Genomic DNA, 18,016 nt, shown 5'->3' with positions numbered 1-18,016 from the left:
ACGCGCCGCCCGGCCCGGGTGGTCCGCGGGCCGGACGTCGATGTCACCCTCCGCCGGGTACCGGGACAGCGCCGTCCGAGCGCCGGACGAGCTTCGCGAGCAGCCCGTGGCGAGGTGCCAGGCACCAGGTGAGGGCGAACAGGGCAGTGAGGACGACGACCACGGAGCCGCCCGCGGCCAGGTCGTAGGTGTAGGAGACGTACAGGCCCGCCACGCTGCCCGCGCAGCCGATGAGCGAGGCCAGCAGGGTCATGGCCCACAGCCGCTCGGTGAGCATGCGGGCGGTGGCGGCGGGGGTGATGAGCAGGGCGAGGACGAGGATGTTGCCGACTGCCTCCAGGGACATCACGATCGTCGTGGTGACGAGGACATACAGGATCAAGTCGAGGCGGAACGCCGGCAGGCCCGCGGCGCGTGCCGTCTCCCGGTCCAAACTGACGGCGACCAGCTCCTTGCCGATCGCCAGGACGACGAGGACCAGGACGGCCCCGATACCGGCCACGGTCCATACGTCCGCCGCGCTCACCGCCAGCACCTGCCCGAACAGGAACGACGACAGGTCCGTCGTCCAGCTGTCGCGCGTGGACACCAGCACGATGCCGAGCCCGAAGGCGAAGGCGAAGAACACGCCGATGACCGTGTCCTCCTTCAGTCGCCTGTTCTGCGAGACGAAGGCGATGAGCACGGCCGTGGTGATGCCGGCCGCGGCTCCGCCGAGGAGGAGGTTGCCTTCGAAGGCGTAGGCGAGTGCGACGCCCGGGAACGCGGAGTGGGCGACGGCGTCGCCGATGAACGCCATGCCGCGCAGTACCACGTAGACGCCGATCACGCCGCACACCAGCCCGATGATCGCCGCCACGGCGAACGCCCGCTGCATGAACGGCAGTTGCCAGGGGTCGGTGAGGAAGGCGATCAGGTCGCTCATGACGCGGTCACCGTGCCGATCGCGCGGTCGAGGCCGAAGGCGCGCAGCATCTGGTCGGGGTCGGCGAGGAGTTCGGGGCCGCCCTCGGCGACGACCGTACGGTTGATCAACGCCACCCGGTGACAGGTCCGGGCGGCGGCCGCCAGGTCGTGGGTGGTCATCAGCAGTGCCTTGCCTTCCGCGGCCAGCCGGCCGAACAACTCGTTCAACAACTTCTGAGCGGGTACGTCGACTCCGGTGAACGGCTCGTCGAGGAGCAGGATGCGCGGGTCGGCGGCCAGAGCGCGGGCCACCAGAACTCGCTGTCGCTGGCCGCCGGACAGCTCACCGATGGGGCGCCGCCTCAACTCCGCGAGACCGGTCAGCTCCAGCGCCTCCTCGACCGCAGCCCGGTCGGCCGCGCCCGGTCGGCGCAGCCAGCCCATCTGCCGAGTGCGGCCGGTCAGGACCGCACCGGCGATGTCGATGGGGAAGTCCCAGGCGAACTGGTGCCGTTGGGGCACATAGCCGATGCGCTGCCCCGCCCGCCGACCGGTCCGCCCCTCGACGGCCACCTCTCCCGCCGCCAGCGGAACCAGGCCGAGGACAGCGCGCAGGAGAGTCGTCTTCCCGGCCCCGTTCGGACCGATGAGGCCGACCAGCTCGCCCGCCCCGACAGACAGGTCGGCCCCCTCCAGGGCGGGCCTCCCGCCGAGGACGACGGTCGCGCCGGTGACCCGCAGCAGAGGGCCCCGGCCCTCGGGTAGACCGTCAGCCACGTGCGGTCCTCCTGCGCCGGGCGGCCAGCACCGAGGCGGCCCCCAGAGCGGTGAGCGCGGCAGCCACCGAGCCCAGCAGTACGGCCTGACCGCCACCCGTGGAGGCCATCGAACCGCCGGAGCCGCCCGCCGAGGAGTCGCTGTCGGAAGCAGAGCCGGAACCGGACGAGGAGCCTGCCGAGTCGGAGGATCCGGAGTTCCCCGAGTCCCCGCCCGTACCGTCGCCGGGCGTCACCGTGCCGGGGTCGGTGTCCCCGACCACCAACGTCACCGTCTCGGTGTCAGAGACCTTCGTGCCGTTCCCCAGCGTTCCGCTCATCGCGAAGGTGAGCCGGTAAGTGCCGTCCTTCGTGAATGCCCACCCGCCGTGCGCGTGCGTGTTCTGCGGGACATCGAAGGAGTCCGGCACGCCGTCCTTGCTGTTGAACAGGACGTTCGCGCCCGACATCGCGTCGTACGTGTAGAGCGCGTAGGCACCCGGGCCCTCGACCTTGGTGAGTGAGAACTTCACTCCTCCCTTGGTCGCGCCCACCGCCATGTTGTCGGTCGACCAGCCGGGCCACAGCAGCCCCTCCTGCTGCACCTGGTCGAGCAGCCACACCGGGTCGCCGCCCTTGCCGAGGAATGAGAACTCGTCGTTGTCCGGCAGGGTGTTCTTGGCCGCGGGCTTGATGTGCAGGACCACGGAGGAGGGTTCGCGCCAGGTGGTCTTTCCTGAGACCGTGCCGTCCTTGATGTGGATCTGCAGCTTGCCGTCGACGACGCGGGCGGCGAAGTCGACGTGGCCCTCGTCGAGAACCTTCTTGTCGGACACGACGTCGGCGGAGGCCGTGGTGGCGGCCAGGGCGGTGCGTCGTTCGGCCTCGGCCGACTGCGGCACAGCCTTGGTGCCCGCCGTCGGGGTCTGCGCCTCTTCGACCGTTTCCCCGGCAGGAGTCTCCTCGGCGACCGGCGCTGTCCCGGCCGGGTCCTCGCCGTCCGTCCCTCCCCCCACCATCACCGTGTACACGGTCCCGACGGACAGCTGCCGCCCGTCCGCCGCTGTGGCCTCGGCGTTGAAGATGACCTGGTAGGTGCCGTTCTCGCTGAATTCCCAGCGCCCGGTGCCCTGTTGGCCGACCGGCAGCTCGGCCTCGTCGGCCAACTCGTCCGCGCTGTCGAAGAGCGGTGCCTCCTGGTCGTCCTCGTACACCTTCAGCTCGCCCGGCCCGTCCAGTCCGGTCAGCGACCATCGCACGGTGTCCCCGTCGACGGCATCCGAGGGCACACCGGTGGTGTCCCATCCGGGCGCCGACGCGTCCGCCACCCCCGCTTCGTCGACCTCGATCACGTGGGCGCCGTCGGCCGGATCAAGGGTCAGCACCCCGTCCGCGTAGGCGATCCGGCCGAGGCCGGTCCCCGCTGCCGTGCCGCCGTCCGCGACCGCGACCCCACCCCCGGCCAGGGTGGCCGCGAGGACCACTGCGACCGCGACCCGCTGAACTCTCCTCATGCCCCTCATCGGGCGTCCTTCCCCAGGCACTTGGCGAGCTCGCTCGCGTTGTGCCGCATCATCGATACGTAGTCGTTGACCTTGTCGTCGAACGAGTCGCCGTAGATCGTGCAGATGCCGACCCCCTCGTCCTCGGCGACCCGGCGGAGCACGTCGGCGCGTGCCGCGAGGTTCGGTTCCAGGAACACCGACGGGACCTGCTTCTCCCGGATGGTGTTGCCGAGTTCCTCGACCTCGGCCGCGCTCGGCTCCTGGTTCGGCACGGGCACGACGAAGCCCGCGATCTCCATGCCGTACGCCTTCGCGAGGTACCCGAAGGCGTCGTGCGTGGTGATCAGCTTGCGGTTCTTCTCCGGCACGGTCGCGAGCTTCTTCGCGACCTCCTCGTCAAGGGCGCCGAGCGTCTTGAGGTACGCGGCGGTGTTCTTCTCGTACGTGGCCTTCCCCTCCGGGTCGGCCTTGATCAGCTCGGCCTCGATCCGCCGTACGTACGCCTGGGCGTTGGCGACGTCGGCCCAGGCGTGCGGGTCCATGTCGCCGTGCACATGCTTGCCGATCACGGCCTGCGGCAGGACCCACACCTCGTCGCCCGCCTCGCCGAGGAAGGAGTACGGCTCCTCCTTCGGGACGGCCTCCTTGGCGCGGTCGGGCACGTTCAGCACCACGTCGTCGGACGCGAGGCGGGCCGGTTCACCGCTCTTGTCGTCGTCTGCGCGGACGTACACCTTTCCGGTCTCGGCGTTGAGCGCGACGTCGGCATGCCCACCGTCGAGTACTGTCGCTCCCCCGGGCGCTTCGGTGTTGTCGCCGACGGTGAAGGTGAACGTGCCGCTGCCGATCTCCTCACTCTTCCCGGCCAGCGTCTCGGTCTGTCCCTCGACGGTCAGCCGGTATGTACCGGGCTCGCTGAACGCCCAGTTGACGTGCGTGTGCGCCTCGGGCGGAAGTGTGAAGGAGTCGGCGTCGTCCAGGCCGTCGGCGGAGTCGATGTAGACCTTGGGCTTCCCGAGCGTGTCCGTGAGATACACACGCAGCTCGCCGGGCCCCTCCAACTTCGTGGCGGTCGTGCGGACTTGGGAGCCGTCGCCCTCGACCTCGCCCTCGACGGCCCAGCCGAGCCACAACACGTCGAGCCCGAGGTCCTCCTCCAGCTTGATGACCGTGCCGCCGTACTCCTCCAGCTTCTCGGCGATCTCGATCTTCGGGGCGGACTTCTTGGCGTTGGTGTGGACCATCTTCATGATCCCGGGCTCTTCGAGCAGCAGCCCGTTGCTGAACACGACATCGGCATTGGAGACCTTGGCCGCATCGCCGGGGCTCGGCTCGTACGAGTGGGGGTCGCCGTGGTGGGGCACGATCGACGTGACGTCGACGCGGTCGCCGCCGACCTTCTCGACGAGGTCGGCGATGACCGCGGTGGTCGTCGACACGGTCAACTCGGCGTCGGACGAACCGGCTTGCATCCCACTGCACCCGGAGAGCAGAGCGGCGCTCGCCGCGACCAGCGCGGCGATGGTGGTGGTGCGTCTGGGGTGGCCCCGCATGGGGCTCCTCCTTCTCTTGAACACGACCGGACACGACGAATGCCGCGTACGACGGACCGGGTGGCTGCCATGCGCCGGTCCGTCGTACTCGGAGCTTTTACTGGGCGGTACGGCGATGCCGTAGGCGTACGAGGAACACGGCACCGCCTCCGAGGAGCACCGCGGCCATGGCGACGCCGGCCAGCACGGCGCCCTGCGCGCCGGTGGAGGCGAGGCTGCCGGTCGGCGAGGTACCGCCGCCGCTGCCGCCGGTCGACGAGGTTCCGCCGGTTCCGGAGGTGGTGGAACCCGAGTCCGTCGCCGAAGCCGAAACGCTCACCGAGTCCGACGGGGACGCGGGCGCGGTCGGCGTCCCGGTGACCGGGTCCGACGGCGACGGTGACGGTGACGGTGGCGGGGTGGTTGTCGGCGTGGCCGTCGACTCCTCCCCCTCCCCCGGTTTCACGGTCGACGGATCGACGTCGTCCCCGACCACCCAGGCGAGAGTCTCCGTGTCGCTGACCTTCGTGCCGTCGGCGAGGGTGGCACTGACGGTGAAGGTGGTGCGGTAGACGCCCTCCTGCGCGAAAGCCCACACGGTGTGGCGGTGGGTCGGCACGGACAGGTCGAAGCTGTCCGGCAGCCCGTCCCCACTGTGGGCGTGCATGTTCACCGAGCCGACCGAACCCTCGGTGAAGATGCTCAGCGCACCCGGTCCCTGCAGGGCATCGAGCCGGAAGGCGACACGGCCGTCGATCTCGGAGCTCTTGAACTGGTCGGTGTTCCAGCCCGGCCACACGAGACCGTCGACCTGCTGGATGGGCAGCCACCACACCGGATCGCCCGGGGCGCCCAGGAACTCGTACCCTTCGGTGATCTTCCGCCGGGCCCCCGGCTTCACATGCAGCACGACCTTCTCGGGCTCGAACCACTCATAGTCCTGCGCCGTGCCCTGCTTGATCTGGAACTGCAGTGAACCGTCCACCGGTCGCGCCGCCAGATCGAGATGCCCGTTGTCGATAACGTGGGCGACGGGCGTGCTCGGGGTGGGAGTGCCGCTGTCCGGCGGTGAGGCCGTGGGGGTCGTACCGTCGCTCGGCAGGACGTCGGCCGGGTCGACGTCATCGCCGACGACCACGGCCAGCGTCTCGGTGTCCGAGGCGCCCCCGCTGGTCACAGTGAAGGTCAGCCGGTAGACGCCCTCTGCCGTGAACTGCCAGATGGGAAGCAGCCGTTCGGCATCGGCCGGCAGGGTGAAGGCACGCTGGACGGAGGCGACACTGCCGAGATACGGGATCGCCGGGGCATCCTCGTTGTCCATCTCGCGGGTGTACATGGCGAGTCCGAAGTCCCCGGGGCCGTCGTACCCGGACAGCATGACCTCGGTGTCCGCTCCCGCCTCGGAGCCGTTCCAACCGGGCTCCGGCGCGAAGATGTTCTGCGCCTCCCAGCCGCCCAGCTGCCAGGAGTCCATGTTCGTGGTGCCGAGCACGGTGGCCACCGGGTCAGGGGTGTACTGCAGGGACGCCTGCACCGCGTGCAGAACCACGTCCTTCGGCTCGCGCACGACCGTCGAGGCGCCGCTCCGGTCGTCGACCTGCAGGTGGAGTTTCCCGTTGACCAGCCGGGGCGTGAAGTCGAGTTCCCCCTCGTCGAGGACGACGGCACCGCCGGCGGCGCGGGCTGCCCCGCTGCCGCCGGCGACCAGCCCTGCCGCGCCCAGGAGCACCGCGATCGCCACGGCGAGAGCCGCGGCCGTGAAGGCGCGTCTGTCGCGCGTCAGGGCCCGCATCACGAGCTGACGACGACGGTGTAGGTCTCGGTGGCCGCTTCGGTCACTCCGCCGACCGTCCCCTGGACCCTGAAGGTGAGCTGGTAGGTGCCGGCCTCCTCGAAGGCCCAGTTGGCGTGGTTGTGGGTGGCGACGGCGAAGGTCCGGGACTTGAAGCTCGTGGTGGCGGTGTTGCTGTCGAACCAGCGGCTGCCGCTGCCCGCGTAGATGCTGAAGTCCTCGGTGACGGCGCCGTTACGGGTGGCGCTGACCAGTCGGTACGTGACGTTGTTGTTCGCGAAGACCCCGGTGGTGAGGTGCTCGGTGGAGATGCCCGGGAACAGCACACCGGCCGCGTCGGCCTCGGCCTCGGTGTCGGGCAGCAGCCAGATCTGGCTGCCGGAGCCGAGGAAGCCGAAGCCGGGGTTGGCGACCTTGGCGGCCGCCGGCACGGACAGCGTCACGTCCACCGGCTCGTACTCGCTTTCGCTCTCCTCGTCGTGGACGTGCAGGTGCAGGTCGGCGCCGTCCCACTCGGCGTCGAGGACGTCGACGTGACCGCTGGTCAGCGTGGTGGCGGCGAAGGCCGACGTGTTGAGACCGGCCGTGGCGAGCGCGGCGGCGGCGAGGCCGGTGACGGTCAGCAGGCGTCTGTGGGTACGCAAGAGAAACCCCCATGGGTCATGTTCATGCCCACTCGGGCACAGGTAAAGACGATAATCGTTTTCATCAAGGGTTGGCAATGAGATTGTCACGGCGTCCGGGGGGCAAGCACACCTGCGACTGACCGGGCTTGGGCACTCCAGCACGACAGCGCAGGCACTCGCTTGCAGGTGCGACTCTGCGGCGGCACGCTCAGCACCGTGTTCGAGGCAGGGACGGACCGGCGCCTCCGCGCTTCTGAAACGGCCGCCCCTCGCCATCGACGCGGGAGAGCAGAGTTCACAAGAGAAGGTTGGATGGCCGCTGTAGTCGCTCGGCGATCGCGGCAGCCCGACCATGTGAGTCGTCAAGTCCCCAAAACCGCAGGCCGGATTGACGGCGCAAAGTATCCGCAGTAGGGGCGCGCGTGAGGGTCAGCCGGCCTCGGGAACGGTGCGCCGGGCGCCCCACTGGCGGGTCCGGTAGGTGCCCGCGAGCCGGCAGACGATGTAGATCGTGAACGAGATGGTGGTGACGTAGGGACTGATGGGCACGCTGCTGCCGAGGGCGAGCAAAATCCCGCCCTCGATGGAGACCACCGCGAAGACCACGCTCAGCACGGGCAGCAGCACCGGTGAGGCCGTGACCCGGGCCGCAGCGGCCGCGGGGGTGACGACGAGGGTGAGGACCAGCAACGCCCCGACGATCTGCACCGACAGCGCGACCGCGAGCCCCAAGACGATCATGAAGGCGAACGACAGGGCGCGGACCGGGACTCCACGCGCCTCGGCCACTTCCGGGTCGGCGCTGGCGAATGCCAGGGGCCGCCAGATGACCGCCAGCGCCACGAGCACGACGGCCGACGTACCGAGCAGCCAGGACATCTGCGGGGTGTCGACGGCGACGATCTGTCCGGTGAGGATGCCGAACTTGTTCGCCGCCCGCCCCTCGTACAGGGCGAGGAAGAGCACGCCGAGGCCGAGGCCGAACGGCATGATGGTGCCGATCACCGAGTTGCGGTCCCGGGCGCGTGCGCCGAAGGCACCGATGGTGCCGGCCGCGATCAGCGAGCCGACGATCGAGCCGGCCACGATGTTCACGCCCAGCAGCAGCGCTGCCGAGGCGCCGGCGAACGACAGCTCGCTGATCCCGTGTACCGCGAACGGCAGGTCGCGCATGATCACGAACACGCCCACCAGGCCGCCGACCAGGCCGAGTGCGACGCCGGCGATGAGGGAGTTGCGGACCAGGGCGAGCAGCTCTCCGTAGTTGTCGAAGTTGAAGATCTGCTGCCAGATCCCGTCGGCGAGGTTCATGGCCGTACTCCGTGCGGCAGTTCGGGGTGGTGCGGCGGCTCGGCCACCTCGTCGGGCACGCCCATGACCGTGATCCGGTTTCGGACGCGGACGACGTCGACCTGCGTGCCGTACAGCTGTGAGAGGGCCTCCGAGGTCAGCACCTCGTCCGGTGTGCCGATCCGGTAGCCGCCGCGGGCGAGGTACAGCACGCGGTCCACCAGCCCCAGCACGGGGTTGATCTCGTGGGTCACGAAGATTACCGCCGTGCCGTGGGAGCGGCGGCGGGCGGCCACCAGTTCCGTCACGGCCCGCTGGTGGTGCAGGTCGAGGGAGAGCAGCGGCTCGTCGCACAGCAGGATCCTGGGGTCGGTCGCCAGCGCCTGCCCGATGCGTACACGCTGCCGCTCGCCACCCGAGAGCAGACCGACGGGAACGTCCGCGTACGCGGCTGCCCCGACCGATTCAAGGACCTCGTCCACCCTTTGGCGAACGGCGCCCGTGCGCAGCCGGAGTCCGAAGCCGTGTCCGTCGATGCCGAAGCGCACCAGGTCCCGCGCGCGCAGCATCGCGTGCGCGGACAGCGTCGCCTGCTGTGGGACGTAGCCGATGTGCCGGCTGCCGTTGCGGGGCGGACGGCCCAGCACCGTGAGGGTGCCGGCCGACAGTTGCCGCTGGCCCAGCAGGGCGCGTACGAAGCTGGTCTTGCCCGATCCGTTCGGCCCGAGCACGGCCAGGAACTCGCCCGGCCGTACGTCGAGGTCCAGGCCCTGCCAGAGCACGCGGTCGCCGTAGGCCAGGGCCGCGCCGCGCAGGCTGACCACCGCGCCGTCCGCGTCACGGCGCTCGGTGCCGCTCTCGCGGGCACGCGGCACGGAAGCCACGGCTGGCCGCCTCACGTGCTCAGCGCGCTCGCGAGCGCGTCGACGTTGGCGGTCATCCAGCCGAGGTAGTCCTTGCCTTGGGGCAGCGTCTCGGTCACGGGGACGACGGGAATCCCCGCCGCCTTGGCCGCCTGCTCGACCTTCTCGGTCTGGGGGCCGGAAGTCTGCTCGTTGTAGACCAGCGCCTCGACCTTCTTGTCGGAGAACAGCGCCAGCGTCTCCTGCAGGGTCCTCGGGGAGACGTCGTCGCCTTCTTCGATGGCCTCGCTGAACTCCTCGGGGGTCGCGTTCTTCAACCCGCTCGCCTCGATCATGTACAGCGGTACGGGCTCGGTGATGGCCACCTCGGCGCCGCCGTGGTCGGTCTTGATCTTCGCTTCCTTCTCCTGAAGCGGCTTCAGCTTCGCCTTGAAGTCCTCCGCGTTCTTGGTGAAGGTGGCGGCATCGTCGGGGTCGGCCTTGCCCAGGGCTGTGGCGATGCTGTCGGCGAGCTTGCCGACCGTGGGGAAGTCGTACCAGACGTGTTCGTTGAGCTCCCCGCCCGCCGGGGCGTTCTTCCCGGAAACCTCGACCGCGTTGATGACTTCGGCGGACGACTTGCTGCTCTTCAGCATCCGGTCGATGAAATCGTCGTAACCACCGCCGTTCTCGATGACGACCTTCGCCTTGGACAGCGCCAACTGGTTCTGGGTGTTGGCCTCGTAGGAGTGCGGATCCTGGTCGGGGTTGCTGATGATCGAGGTGACCTTCACCCTCCCGCCTCCTATCTGCTCGACTATGTCCCCGTACACGTTCGTCGAGGCCACGACCGGGATGGCGGACGAGGACACGGGGCTCTGCGAGGCATCGGTGTCGCTCGCGGAATCGGACGAGCTGCCGCAACCGGCCAGGAGGACCAAGGAGAGGCCGGTTATCAGCGGCGCGAGACGTCGGGACGAGGACGCACTCATGGGGGTTCCTCCGCAACAAGGTGGGTTGTCCGCCGGGCTCCGTGTCCCGGCTTCGGCGCATCACGCTAGATGGAAACGGATGTCAAGACCATCTCCCAGTCATTCCATATGACAATCATTGCCGAAGAATTAACCCTCGTCGTCTCGGCCCGCCACCCCAGTCGAACCGCCCATAGCAGCCGGGCGAGTCCGCCTGGCTGATGCGTGCGCGGAAAATCACCAGGGGACGATAATGGACTTATCGCGTCGAAGACGGCGAATCCGCTCCGCGGAAGGAGACCGCGATGCATCCCGCCGCAATCGCAGGTGCGGTCGTGGGCCGCATCACCCACTACGCCCTGTCCGGAACCGCCGGTGTACTGGTTCTGCGGGGAGCCGCCAAGGCCGCGCCCAAGGCGAAACCCGCAGCTCGCAGGCTTCTGGTCAGCGGCATCGCCGGCGGCATCACGACGGGGCGGCGGCTTGGAGAGGCTGCCGAGGAGGCCCGTCTGAAGGCAGGAGACCTGCTGGCGGAGGCCAGGGATCAACTGGGTGAGGAGGCGCCGCCGCCCTCGGCGGTCGGTGTCGAGGGCCACGCCCACGACCACGAGCACTGAGCTGAGAGGCGTTCGCCATGTCCGCACCCGGCGACGTTCCTGTTTCTGGTCCGGCCTCCGGCCCCGGCCCCGGCCCCGGCCCCGGCGTCATGGTGCGGTCCGCCGCCGCGGGCCGCGTACGGCTGATGGTCCCCTGGCTGCGGGCACGGCCCGGCTGCGCCGGGATCGTCGACGAGCGGTTCACCGATCTTCCCGGTTTCAGGGCCTTGCGCATCTTCCCGCGCACCGGTGCCGTCATCATCTGGGTGCAGCCCGACCTCGTCGACATCGACCGGCTGGTCGCCGCCCTGAACGAGGCGCCGCCGCCAGGCGGGCCCGCCAGAGCCAGCCGGTCCGTGCCCGATTCCTCCACGGGGGAAGTCGCCCGGCTGGTGGTGGGCGGCGCCGTGCTCGCTCTGGTGGGACTGCGGCGACTGCTCGGCCGGCCCCCATGGACCCCGGGAGGCTCGGCCGGCTTCCTCGGCGCGGTCACCGTCTTCACCGGATTGCCGTTCTTCCGCGGCGCCGCACGCACCCTCGGCGGCAGACGCCACGCCGGCACCGATCTGCTGGTCACGACGGCGACCGTCATCTCGCTCGTCCTGCGCGAGAACGTAGTCGCGCTGATGGTGCTGTGGCTGCTCAACATCGGCGAGTTCCTGCAGGCCATCACCCTGCGTCGGACCCGGCGCGCCATCGAGGAACTGCTCTCCGTCGGCGAGGAGCGGGTCTGGCTGGTCCGCGACGGCGTGGAGGTTGAGGTCGACCTCGCGGAGATCCGGGCCGGAGACCTGGTCGCGGTCTACGAACACCACCGCATCCCCGTCGACGGCACCGCCGAGTCCGGCGAGGCACTGGTCGACCAGGCGGCGATCACCGGCGAGGCACTCCCGGTATACGTACAGCCCGGCACCGACGTCTACGCGGGCACCCTCGTCTCGACCGGCTCCCTGACCGTCCGGGCCACCTCGGTCGGCCAGGACACGGTCGTCGGACGGATCATCACCCGGGTCGAGGCGGCGCAGGCCGACCGCGCCCCGATCCAGACCGTCGCCACCGCCTTCACCCGCCGCTTCGTCCCTGTCTCGTTCGCCCTCGCCGGGATCACCTACGTCCTGACCCGCGACGCCCGACGGGCGATGACCATGCTGCTGATCGCCTGCCCCTGCGCCGCGGGCCTGGCCACCCCCACCGCGATCAGCGCCGCCATCGGCAACGGCGCCCGACGGGGCACCCTCATCAAGGGCGGCACCCATCTGGAAGGCATAGGCCGAGTCACCGCCGTCGTTTTCGACAAGACAGGCACCCTCACTCTCGGCCGACCCCTGGTCACCAGCGTGGTCACCCTCGACGAGGCGGTCACCGCGGACGAGGTGCTGAGCCTCGCGGCCTCCGGCGAACTGCACGCACGCCACCCCCTCGCCCAAGCCATCGTCCGGCGCACCGAGGAACAACACCTACACATCCCCATCCACCAAGCCTGCGAGGTCGTCCTCGGCATGGGCGTACGCGCGGAACTCGACGGCAGCCGCCTGCTGGTGGGCAGCCCCGCCCTGCTGCGCCGCCACGGCCTGGAGCTCTCCGAAGTGGCCCGGGAATGGACGAGCCGACTGCGCGCCGCCAGTGAGACCGTCATCTGCCTCGCCCACGACGACAAACTGATCGGCATGCTCGGCCTGTCCGACGCCGTACGCGGCGGAGCCGACACCGTCGTCCGCCAGCTCACCGACCTCGGCGTCACCCGCATCGCGCTGCTGACCGGCGACGCACCCGAGACCGCCCAGGCCGTGGCCGACACCCTAGGCATCACCGAGGTCCACGCCCACGCGCTGCCCGAAGCCAAGCTTCAGCTGATCCGCGACCTCCAGGACGAGGGCCACACCGTGGCGATGGTCGGCGACGGCACCAACGACGCCCCCGCACTGGCCCTCGCGGACATCGGCATCGTCATGGGCGCCCACTCCTCCCACGTCGCCCTGGAGACCGCCGACATCGCCCTGGCCGGCAACGACCTGCGCCAAGTAGCCGCCGTCGTCGAGCTCAGTCGGCACACCCTGCGCGTCGTACGGCAGAACTACACGCTCTCCATCGGCGTCAACCTCGCCGGCCTCTTCGCCGGCGCCGGCGGCTCCATCAGCCCCGTCCTGGCCGCCCTGCTCCACAACACCAGCAGCATCGCCGTGGTCGCCAACTCCGCCCGGCTGGTACGACACACCCCCCACCTTCCGAGCGACACCACCGCACGACTGCGTGCCGCACCGCTCGAGGAACGGCGTGTGCACTGATCCCGCACACCGTCAGCGGCGATCCGATGTGCTGGACACGGGCCGAGACCCAGGCCGCCTCGCTGACCGGGAGCCCACGTCTAAGAAAGAGCCGCACCCAAGGGGCTTCTTGTAGCAGCACAGGGCGGCGGCGAGACCGAGAAAGGCCAGGTAGTTGCGGGGATTTCGTTCGTAGCGGGGGCTGAGCCGACGGTAGCCGGACAGCCAGGAGATGGTCCGTTCGATGACCCGCCGGCGGCGGCCCAAACGTTCGCTGGACTCGATGCCTTTGCGGGCGATGCGCACGCCGATGCGCTTGCCACGTAACCATTTCCGCAGGTGAGGCACATCGTATGCCTTGTCTGCATGGAGCCGTTGGGGCTTGAAGTGACGGCCGCGGTGGGGGTCGTGTCTCGTTTGGTGACCGGCCACCATCGGCTTCAGCCCTTCGCTGTCGTGGACGTTCGCCGCGGAGACGCCGACGACCAGGGGCAGTCCGTTCGCGTCCGACAGGACGTGCATCTTGGAACCCGGCTTACCCCGGTCCACGGGGCTCGGGCCGGTATGACCGCCCCCTTTTTCGCCCTGACGTGGGCGGAGTCGAGGACGACGCGGGATACATCGATCAGGCCCGCGTCGTCGAGCCGGTGCAGGACGGCCTCGTGCAGACGGCCCCACACGCCGGCTCTCGACCAGATCAGGAACCGGCGATGGGCGGTGGACTTCGATATCCCAAAGCAGGGTGGCAGGCAACGCCAGGAGCAGCCGCTGACCAGCACGTAGATGATCGCCGCGAACAGCGTCTCATCAGGCGTGTCCTGCGTTCCGCCGCCCTGCGGCCGCACCTTCGACGGTGGGATCAGCGGCTTCGCGATCTCCCACAGCCCGTCCGGAACAATCCAACTCCACGTACCCCGCCCCATACATGGCTCAACGAGCCCTCACCACATAGGACACCGCCTTAGTACTGCAACGGTCTTTGCCGTGACTGCTGGCCAGCTCTGTCGTTGTTGTGGTCATGGGTGGGGACCTTGCTGATGTCAGGTTGTGGGCGGGTGAACTGGGTTCTCTGCATGAGCGGTTCGTGCACCGGTTCAACCGGGAGGAGCCGCGTCAGTCGGCGCTGGCTTACATGCGTGGGCTGGTTGCGCCGCTGCAGCGCAAGAACGGCTGGACGCTGGCGGAGGAGGCAGGACACGCGGGTCCCGATCGCATCCACCGGCTGCTGAACCGGATCGAGTGGGACGCCGACGAGGTCCTGAACGACGTACGCGACTACGTGGTGGAACACCTCGGAGACAGCGATGCCGTCCTGATCGTCGACGACACCGGCTTTCTGAAGAAGGGCGTCCGTTCGGCCGGGGTGCAAAGGCAGTACTCCGGCACCGCCGGCCGCACGGAGAACTGCCAGATCGGCGTGTTCCTCGCCTACGCCACCGGCCGCGGACGCACGTTGATCGACCGCCGTCTGTATCTGCCCACGTCCTGGACGGACGACCGGGAACGCTGCCGCCGGGCGGGCATCGACGACCACGTCGCCTTTGCCACGAAGGTGGCCATGGCCAAGGCGATGGTCCGCCGGGCCATCGCCGAGAAGATTCCGTTCGGCTGGGTCACGGCGGACGCCGCCTACGGCTACAGCAAGGGCTGGCGGTTCGAGCTGGAGCAGGCCGACGTCTTCCACGTCATGGCCACCACCCGGCACGACACCGTCGTCACCCGCTGGTCCATCGACCACCCCGTCCACGACCTGTTCCCCGGCCTGCCCCGGCAGAAATGGAAACGCCGTTCCTGCGGCGAGGGAGCCCATGGCCGACGGATCTACGACTGGGCCCGCGTCGAGGTCAGGCCCTGGCACCGCGAGGACCGCCGGCACTGGGTCCTCGCCCGCCGCAGCGTCAGCAGGCCCGAGGAGATCTCCTACTACATCGCCTACTGTCCCGCCGACACCACGCTGGACGAGCTGATCCGCATCGCGGGCAGCCGCTGGGCTGTCGAGGAATGCTTCCAGACCGCGAAGCAGGAATGCGGCCTGGACGACTACCAGGTCCGCCGCTACCCCGGCTGGCACCGCCACATGACCCTGGCCATGGCCGCCCACGCCTGCCTGACCGTCCTGCGAGCCCGACAGCTGGACACGGACAAAGCAGAAACGGATCCTCCCAGCTCATCCACCTCAGCCTCGCCGAAATCCGACGCCTGATAACCCGCCTCACCAACCGCCGACCAGCACCGGTCGACCACGTCCTGCACTGGTCGACATGGCGCCGACGACGCCAGCACCAGGCCCGTATCAGCCACTACAAACGACGCGGACACAGCCCCTGAACTGCCCAGTACTCAGAACAAGCACCGTTGCAGTACTAAAGAAGAAGTCGACGCCCGTGACCGTCACCCGGCGCCCGAGGGCGCCGGCCCTGACCGCCTTCTTCGCCGACTCGCCCTTGGCGAGCCGGTCGGCCTCGATCCGGTCCGCGTACGGGTGCCGGCCCCGCTCGCCGAACAGGTTCCGCAGCTGCGCCTCGGTGACCTCCTGCCCCGGCGCCAGTCCGAGCATGGCCAGGCCGCGCCCCATCCATCGCCCGACCGGGACCCCGGCTTGCTCCTGGGCCTCGCACAGCGGCGTGCGGGCCGGGCGCCGACCGTCACCGACAACCATCTCGCGCAGGTAGTAGCGGTACATCTGACCGGCTCGGATGACCTTGATATCTACTGTCATGCAGACCACGCCACACGGCTCTGACCTGCAAGAAAAGGACGATCAGCGGTACGTCCCGCCAGGCGGGAGCAGCGGCCGAACTTTCTTCTCAGGTGCCCGTCACGCGGGAAGCGGCCCCGGGCCGGAAGTAAATGTCATCGCTCTCCGGCAGCCCTCACATCACGGCCCGGACGACACCAACAAGCACCACTGAGCACCACCGGACGCCAAGGAACGTGCCTCACCAACGAGCACCGCCTACAGCAGCCCCCTGCACCCGCCTGGGGCTTCGTCGTGCTGCCCGGAGGAGACCACCGTGCCCACCTTCGAGACCCTCCCCCGCTTCACCGCCGGCCTCCAGCCCCTCAGCCCTCGCCCAGCGCCGGCGCTTCCACCGCGTTGTCCTGAGCGCCTTCGTCCCCGATCTGCACCGCAGCCGCCAGTTCCGCCCAGGGGTACGGGTCAAGGGCGTCCGCTGCGCGCCGGGCGTCTAGGAACTCACCTGGGCGCTCCGTGCGAGTCGCCCGTTCGGCGGGTCGAGCCCTCGACTTCCCCTATGGCGCGCCTACTCGCCCCGGCCCTTGAAGCCCGGGCGGTCGTCGACGGGTCGTGAGCGGTGGTCGCGCCAGGCGGCAAGCGCGGCGTGCCGGCCGGCGCCGGGATGTGCGGCGTTCCAGTCGCGGAGGAACCGGTTGAGTTCGAATTGAGGCCCTATGTCCTGGGGGCCCTGTCCGCGTGTCGTATGCCAGTGACGTACCGCATCGCCAAGCGTTCGCCCGGCGCCGTCGGCGATGAAGGAGCGCATGGCGGCGTCGAAGCGGAACGCGGGACCGATCTCGGCCTGGAAGAAGCCGCGCAGTTGCTGGCTGCACCGCTGTCCGGCACGGATGACGGTGTCCTCGGTGACCGGTTCGGGCAGCAGCGCGCCCACCACACGGCGCTCAGGGGCGGCGGGCGGCAGCGGTCTGCCGTCGAGCACCGCGGCCAGGCGGTCCGTCAGCTCCTGCTTGCCACCACGCGTGCCGACCCCGATGGAACGGGCGAAGACGAGGAGTTCGTCCTTGAGCCAGTACCAGCGCCGCAGTTCTTCACCGGTGAGGGAAAGGGCCAGGGCCGGCCGCTGCTCTGTCATCCGTGCAGTATGCCAACCGCCTCCGACACTGCTCGACCAGCGACAACTCCGCGAAACGCAGTCGGGGCCTCCCCCTGAGAGGAAGCAGCCAAGTTCGTCGGGCTCGGGGATGCTGCCGCATGCGAGCAACCATTTCTGGCCGACGCCGCACGCTGGCACCGTGCCCGCACGGAGGTCACCGTCGAGGAAGTGGGTCCTTCCCCCCGTGCCGTTGTTCCGCGAAGGCGGAAGCGACAACCTCGCCATGAACCACGGCTGGGACGTGGTCGGGCCGGCCACAGGGCTCCGGCCCCCGTCGACCCCGTGGAGCGTCGTGCCTCACGTCGGGCGGCGCGCCGGGCCGTGGTGGGCCGGGCGCGCCGTCGTTTCACGAGCAGCTCGACGCGCTACGGGAGCTGGGCGTCGAATGGGCATGACCGCCGTGGATGGTATGTCGTTCAGCGGGCCGTGTTTTCGGTGCGGATCATCCGGCGCAGGCTGGTGCGGGCAGCAATCAGGTCTTCTTCGAGGGCGGTGATGCCTGCGCGGAACGGCGTTCCGCGCAGTCCGCCAGCCCTGGCTGCGCCAAGCGCTGCGTCGTGGACATCGGAATCGACTACGAGCAGAGCGCGAACAGGCCGGTAAGGTGACCTGTCGCTCCCGTACGCGTGACCAGCGAGTTCATCAGGCCGTACTGCCGCAACAGGCGTAGGTGACTTCGTCGTCCGCTCCTGCGCAATTCGTGGACAGGCCGGTTCCGGGTGCTGGAAGGTGGCGGTCATGCAGGGGTGGAAGAGAAGTGCTGTCGTCATCGGTTGTCTTGTGCTAATCGTCGTCATGGGTGCCACCTGGGTCCTGGTGGACCTGAACACCGCCGGGCAGACGGCGAGCGTCATCGGCTGCGTCGTCGGGATCCTCGGGCTGCTGTTCACCCTGCTCAGCGCTCCGCGCCGTGCGAATGCCGCGCCAAGGGCCGTGCGTACGGGCAGGGCCACGACGACCGGCGGCGGGAGGGCGAACACCGGGGTCGTCTCCCGTACTGGAGGGCAGGCCGAGGACACGGGCGACGCCACCAGCCAGGGCGGGACGACCAACACCGGTGTCACCGACAACTTCTGACGAGAGCGT

The 18,016-nt window shown here is 69.5% G+C and carries 16 protein-coding genes and 1 pseudogene; 4 read left to right on the top strand and 13 right to left on the bottom strand.

Annotated elements, in window-relative coordinates; translation table 11 throughout:
• Positions 1 to 43: 43 nt before the first annotated feature.
• From ACFU5F_RS35050 to ACFU5F_RS35010, 9 genes are all read right to left on the bottom strand, one after another.
• A complete protein-coding gene (locus ACFU5F_RS35050; RefSeq protein WP_383896309.1) occupies positions 44 to 925 on the bottom strand; it encodes an anchored repeat-type ABC transporter permease subunit in 882 nt (293 codons plus the stop codon).
• Complete coding sequence (locus tag ACFU5F_RS35045) at positions 922 to 1,683, bottom strand: anchored repeat-type ABC transporter ATP-binding subunit (RefSeq protein WP_383896305.1); 762 nt, start codon at positions 1,681 to 1,683, stop codon at positions 922 to 924. Before ACFU5F_RS35045 ends, ACFU5F_RS35050 begins: the two co-directional genes overlap by 4 nt.
• A complete protein-coding gene (locus ACFU5F_RS35040; RefSeq protein WP_383896302.1) occupies positions 1,676 to 3,175 on the bottom strand; it encodes a TIGR03773 family transporter-associated surface protein in 1,500 nt (499 codons plus the stop codon). Before ACFU5F_RS35040 ends, ACFU5F_RS35045 begins: the two co-directional genes overlap by 8 nt.
• 5 nt (positions 3,176 to 3,180) lie before the next feature.
• The gene (locus ACFU5F_RS35035) at positions 3,181 to 4,719 is read right to left on the bottom strand and encodes an anchored repeat ABC transporter, substrate-binding protein (protein ID WP_383896299.1); all 1,539 of its coding nucleotides are present in this window, start codon (positions 4,717 to 4,719) and stop codon (positions 3,181 to 3,183) included.
• 97 nt (positions 4,720 to 4,816) lie between these two features.
• Positions 4,817 to 6,490, bottom strand: coding sequence for a choice-of-anchor M domain-containing protein (locus ACFU5F_RS35030; RefSeq protein WP_383896318.1), 1,674 nt, complete (start codon positions 6,488 to 6,490; stop codon positions 4,817 to 4,819).
• Positions 6,490 to 7,134, bottom strand: a complete 645-nt coding sequence (locus ACFU5F_RS35025; protein ID WP_383896296.1) for a choice-of-anchor M domain-containing protein — start codon at positions 7,132 to 7,134, stop codon at positions 6,490 to 6,492. The genes ACFU5F_RS35030 and ACFU5F_RS35025 overlap by 1 nt, the downstream gene beginning before the upstream one ends.
• Positions 7,135 to 7,545: 411 nt before the next feature.
• Positions 7,546 to 8,427: a metal ABC transporter permease gene (locus ACFU5F_RS35020; protein ID WP_383896293.1), complete on the bottom strand. Its 882-nt coding sequence runs from the start codon at positions 8,425 to 8,427 to the stop codon at positions 7,546 to 7,548.
• Positions 8,424 to 9,290 (bottom strand): metal ABC transporter ATP-binding protein, encoded by an 867-nt coding sequence (locus tag ACFU5F_RS35015; RefSeq protein WP_383896290.1) that lies wholly within the window; start codon positions 9,288 to 9,290, stop codon positions 8,424 to 8,426. The genes ACFU5F_RS35020 and ACFU5F_RS35015 overlap by 4 nt, the downstream gene beginning before the upstream one ends.
• Positions 9,291 to 9,301: 11 nt before the next feature.
• Positions 9,302 to 10,240, bottom strand: a complete 939-nt coding sequence (locus ACFU5F_RS35010) for a metal ABC transporter solute-binding protein, Zn/Mn family (RefSeq protein WP_383896288.1) — start codon at positions 10,238 to 10,240, stop codon at positions 9,302 to 9,304.
• 284 nt (positions 10,241 to 10,524) lie between these two features.
• Between ACFU5F_RS35010 and ACFU5F_RS35005 the strand changes: the two genes are divergently transcribed.
• On the top strand, positions 10,525 to 10,836 hold the full coding sequence (locus ACFU5F_RS35005) for a DUF1490 family protein (protein WP_383896285.1): 312 nt from the start codon (positions 10,525 to 10,527) through the stop codon (positions 10,834 to 10,836).
• A 17-nt stretch (positions 10,837 to 10,853) separates the two neighbouring features.
• A complete protein-coding gene (locus tag ACFU5F_RS35000; protein ID WP_383896282.1) occupies positions 10,854 to 13,100 on the top strand; it encodes a heavy metal translocating P-type ATPase in 2,247 nt (748 codons plus the stop codon).
• A gap of 105 nt (positions 13,101 to 13,205) precedes the next feature.
• On the opposite strand, the pseudogene ACFU5F_RS34995 reads toward ACFU5F_RS35000, so the two are convergent.
• Positions 13,206 to 14,002, bottom strand: a pseudogene (locus tag ACFU5F_RS34995) (IS5 family transposase); the annotation flags it as partial.
• 95 nt (positions 14,003 to 14,097) lie between these two features.
• Here ACFU5F_RS34995 and ACFU5F_RS34990 point away from each other — a divergent pair.
• On the top strand, positions 14,098 to 15,282 hold the full coding sequence (locus ACFU5F_RS34990) for an IS701 family transposase (RefSeq protein WP_383896279.1): 1,185 nt from the start codon (positions 14,098 to 14,100) through the stop codon (positions 15,280 to 15,282).
• A 90-nt stretch (positions 15,283 to 15,372) separates the two neighbouring features.
• Here ACFU5F_RS34990 and ACFU5F_RS34985 read toward each other — a convergent pair whose 3' ends face one another.
• The 3 genes from ACFU5F_RS34985 to ACFU5F_RS34975 form a co-directional block, all read right to left on the bottom strand.
• On the bottom strand, positions 15,373 to 15,798 hold the full coding sequence (locus ACFU5F_RS34985) for a relaxase domain-containing protein (protein WP_383896277.1): 426 nt from the start codon (positions 15,796 to 15,798) through the stop codon (positions 15,373 to 15,375).
• A gap of 544 nt (positions 15,799 to 16,342) precedes the next feature.
• Entirely contained in the window at positions 16,343 to 16,909 is a 567-nt protein-coding gene (locus ACFU5F_RS34980) for a DUF6434 domain-containing protein (protein WP_383896274.1), read from the bottom strand.
• A gap of 437 nt (positions 16,910 to 17,346) precedes the next feature.
• Positions 17,347 to 17,700 (bottom strand): hypothetical protein, encoded by a 354-nt coding sequence (locus ACFU5F_RS34975; RefSeq protein WP_383896272.1) that lies wholly within the window; start codon positions 17,698 to 17,700, stop codon positions 17,347 to 17,349.
• A 25-nt stretch (positions 17,701 to 17,725) separates the two neighbouring features.
• Here ACFU5F_RS34975 and ACFU5F_RS34970 point away from each other — a divergent pair, with 25 nt between their 5' ends.
• On the top strand, positions 17,726 to 18,007 hold the full coding sequence (locus tag ACFU5F_RS34970; protein WP_383896269.1) for a hypothetical protein: 282 nt from the start codon (positions 17,726 to 17,728) through the stop codon (positions 18,005 to 18,007).
• Positions 18,008 to 18,016: the final 9 nt, after the last annotated feature.

Source organism: Streptomyces sp. NPDC057438, assembly GCF_042802995.1.
Taxonomy (GTDB): domain Bacteria; phylum Actinomycetota; class Actinomycetes; order Streptomycetales; family Streptomycetaceae; genus Streptomyces.
This window is presented reverse-complemented; position numbering and strand designations above follow the sequence as displayed.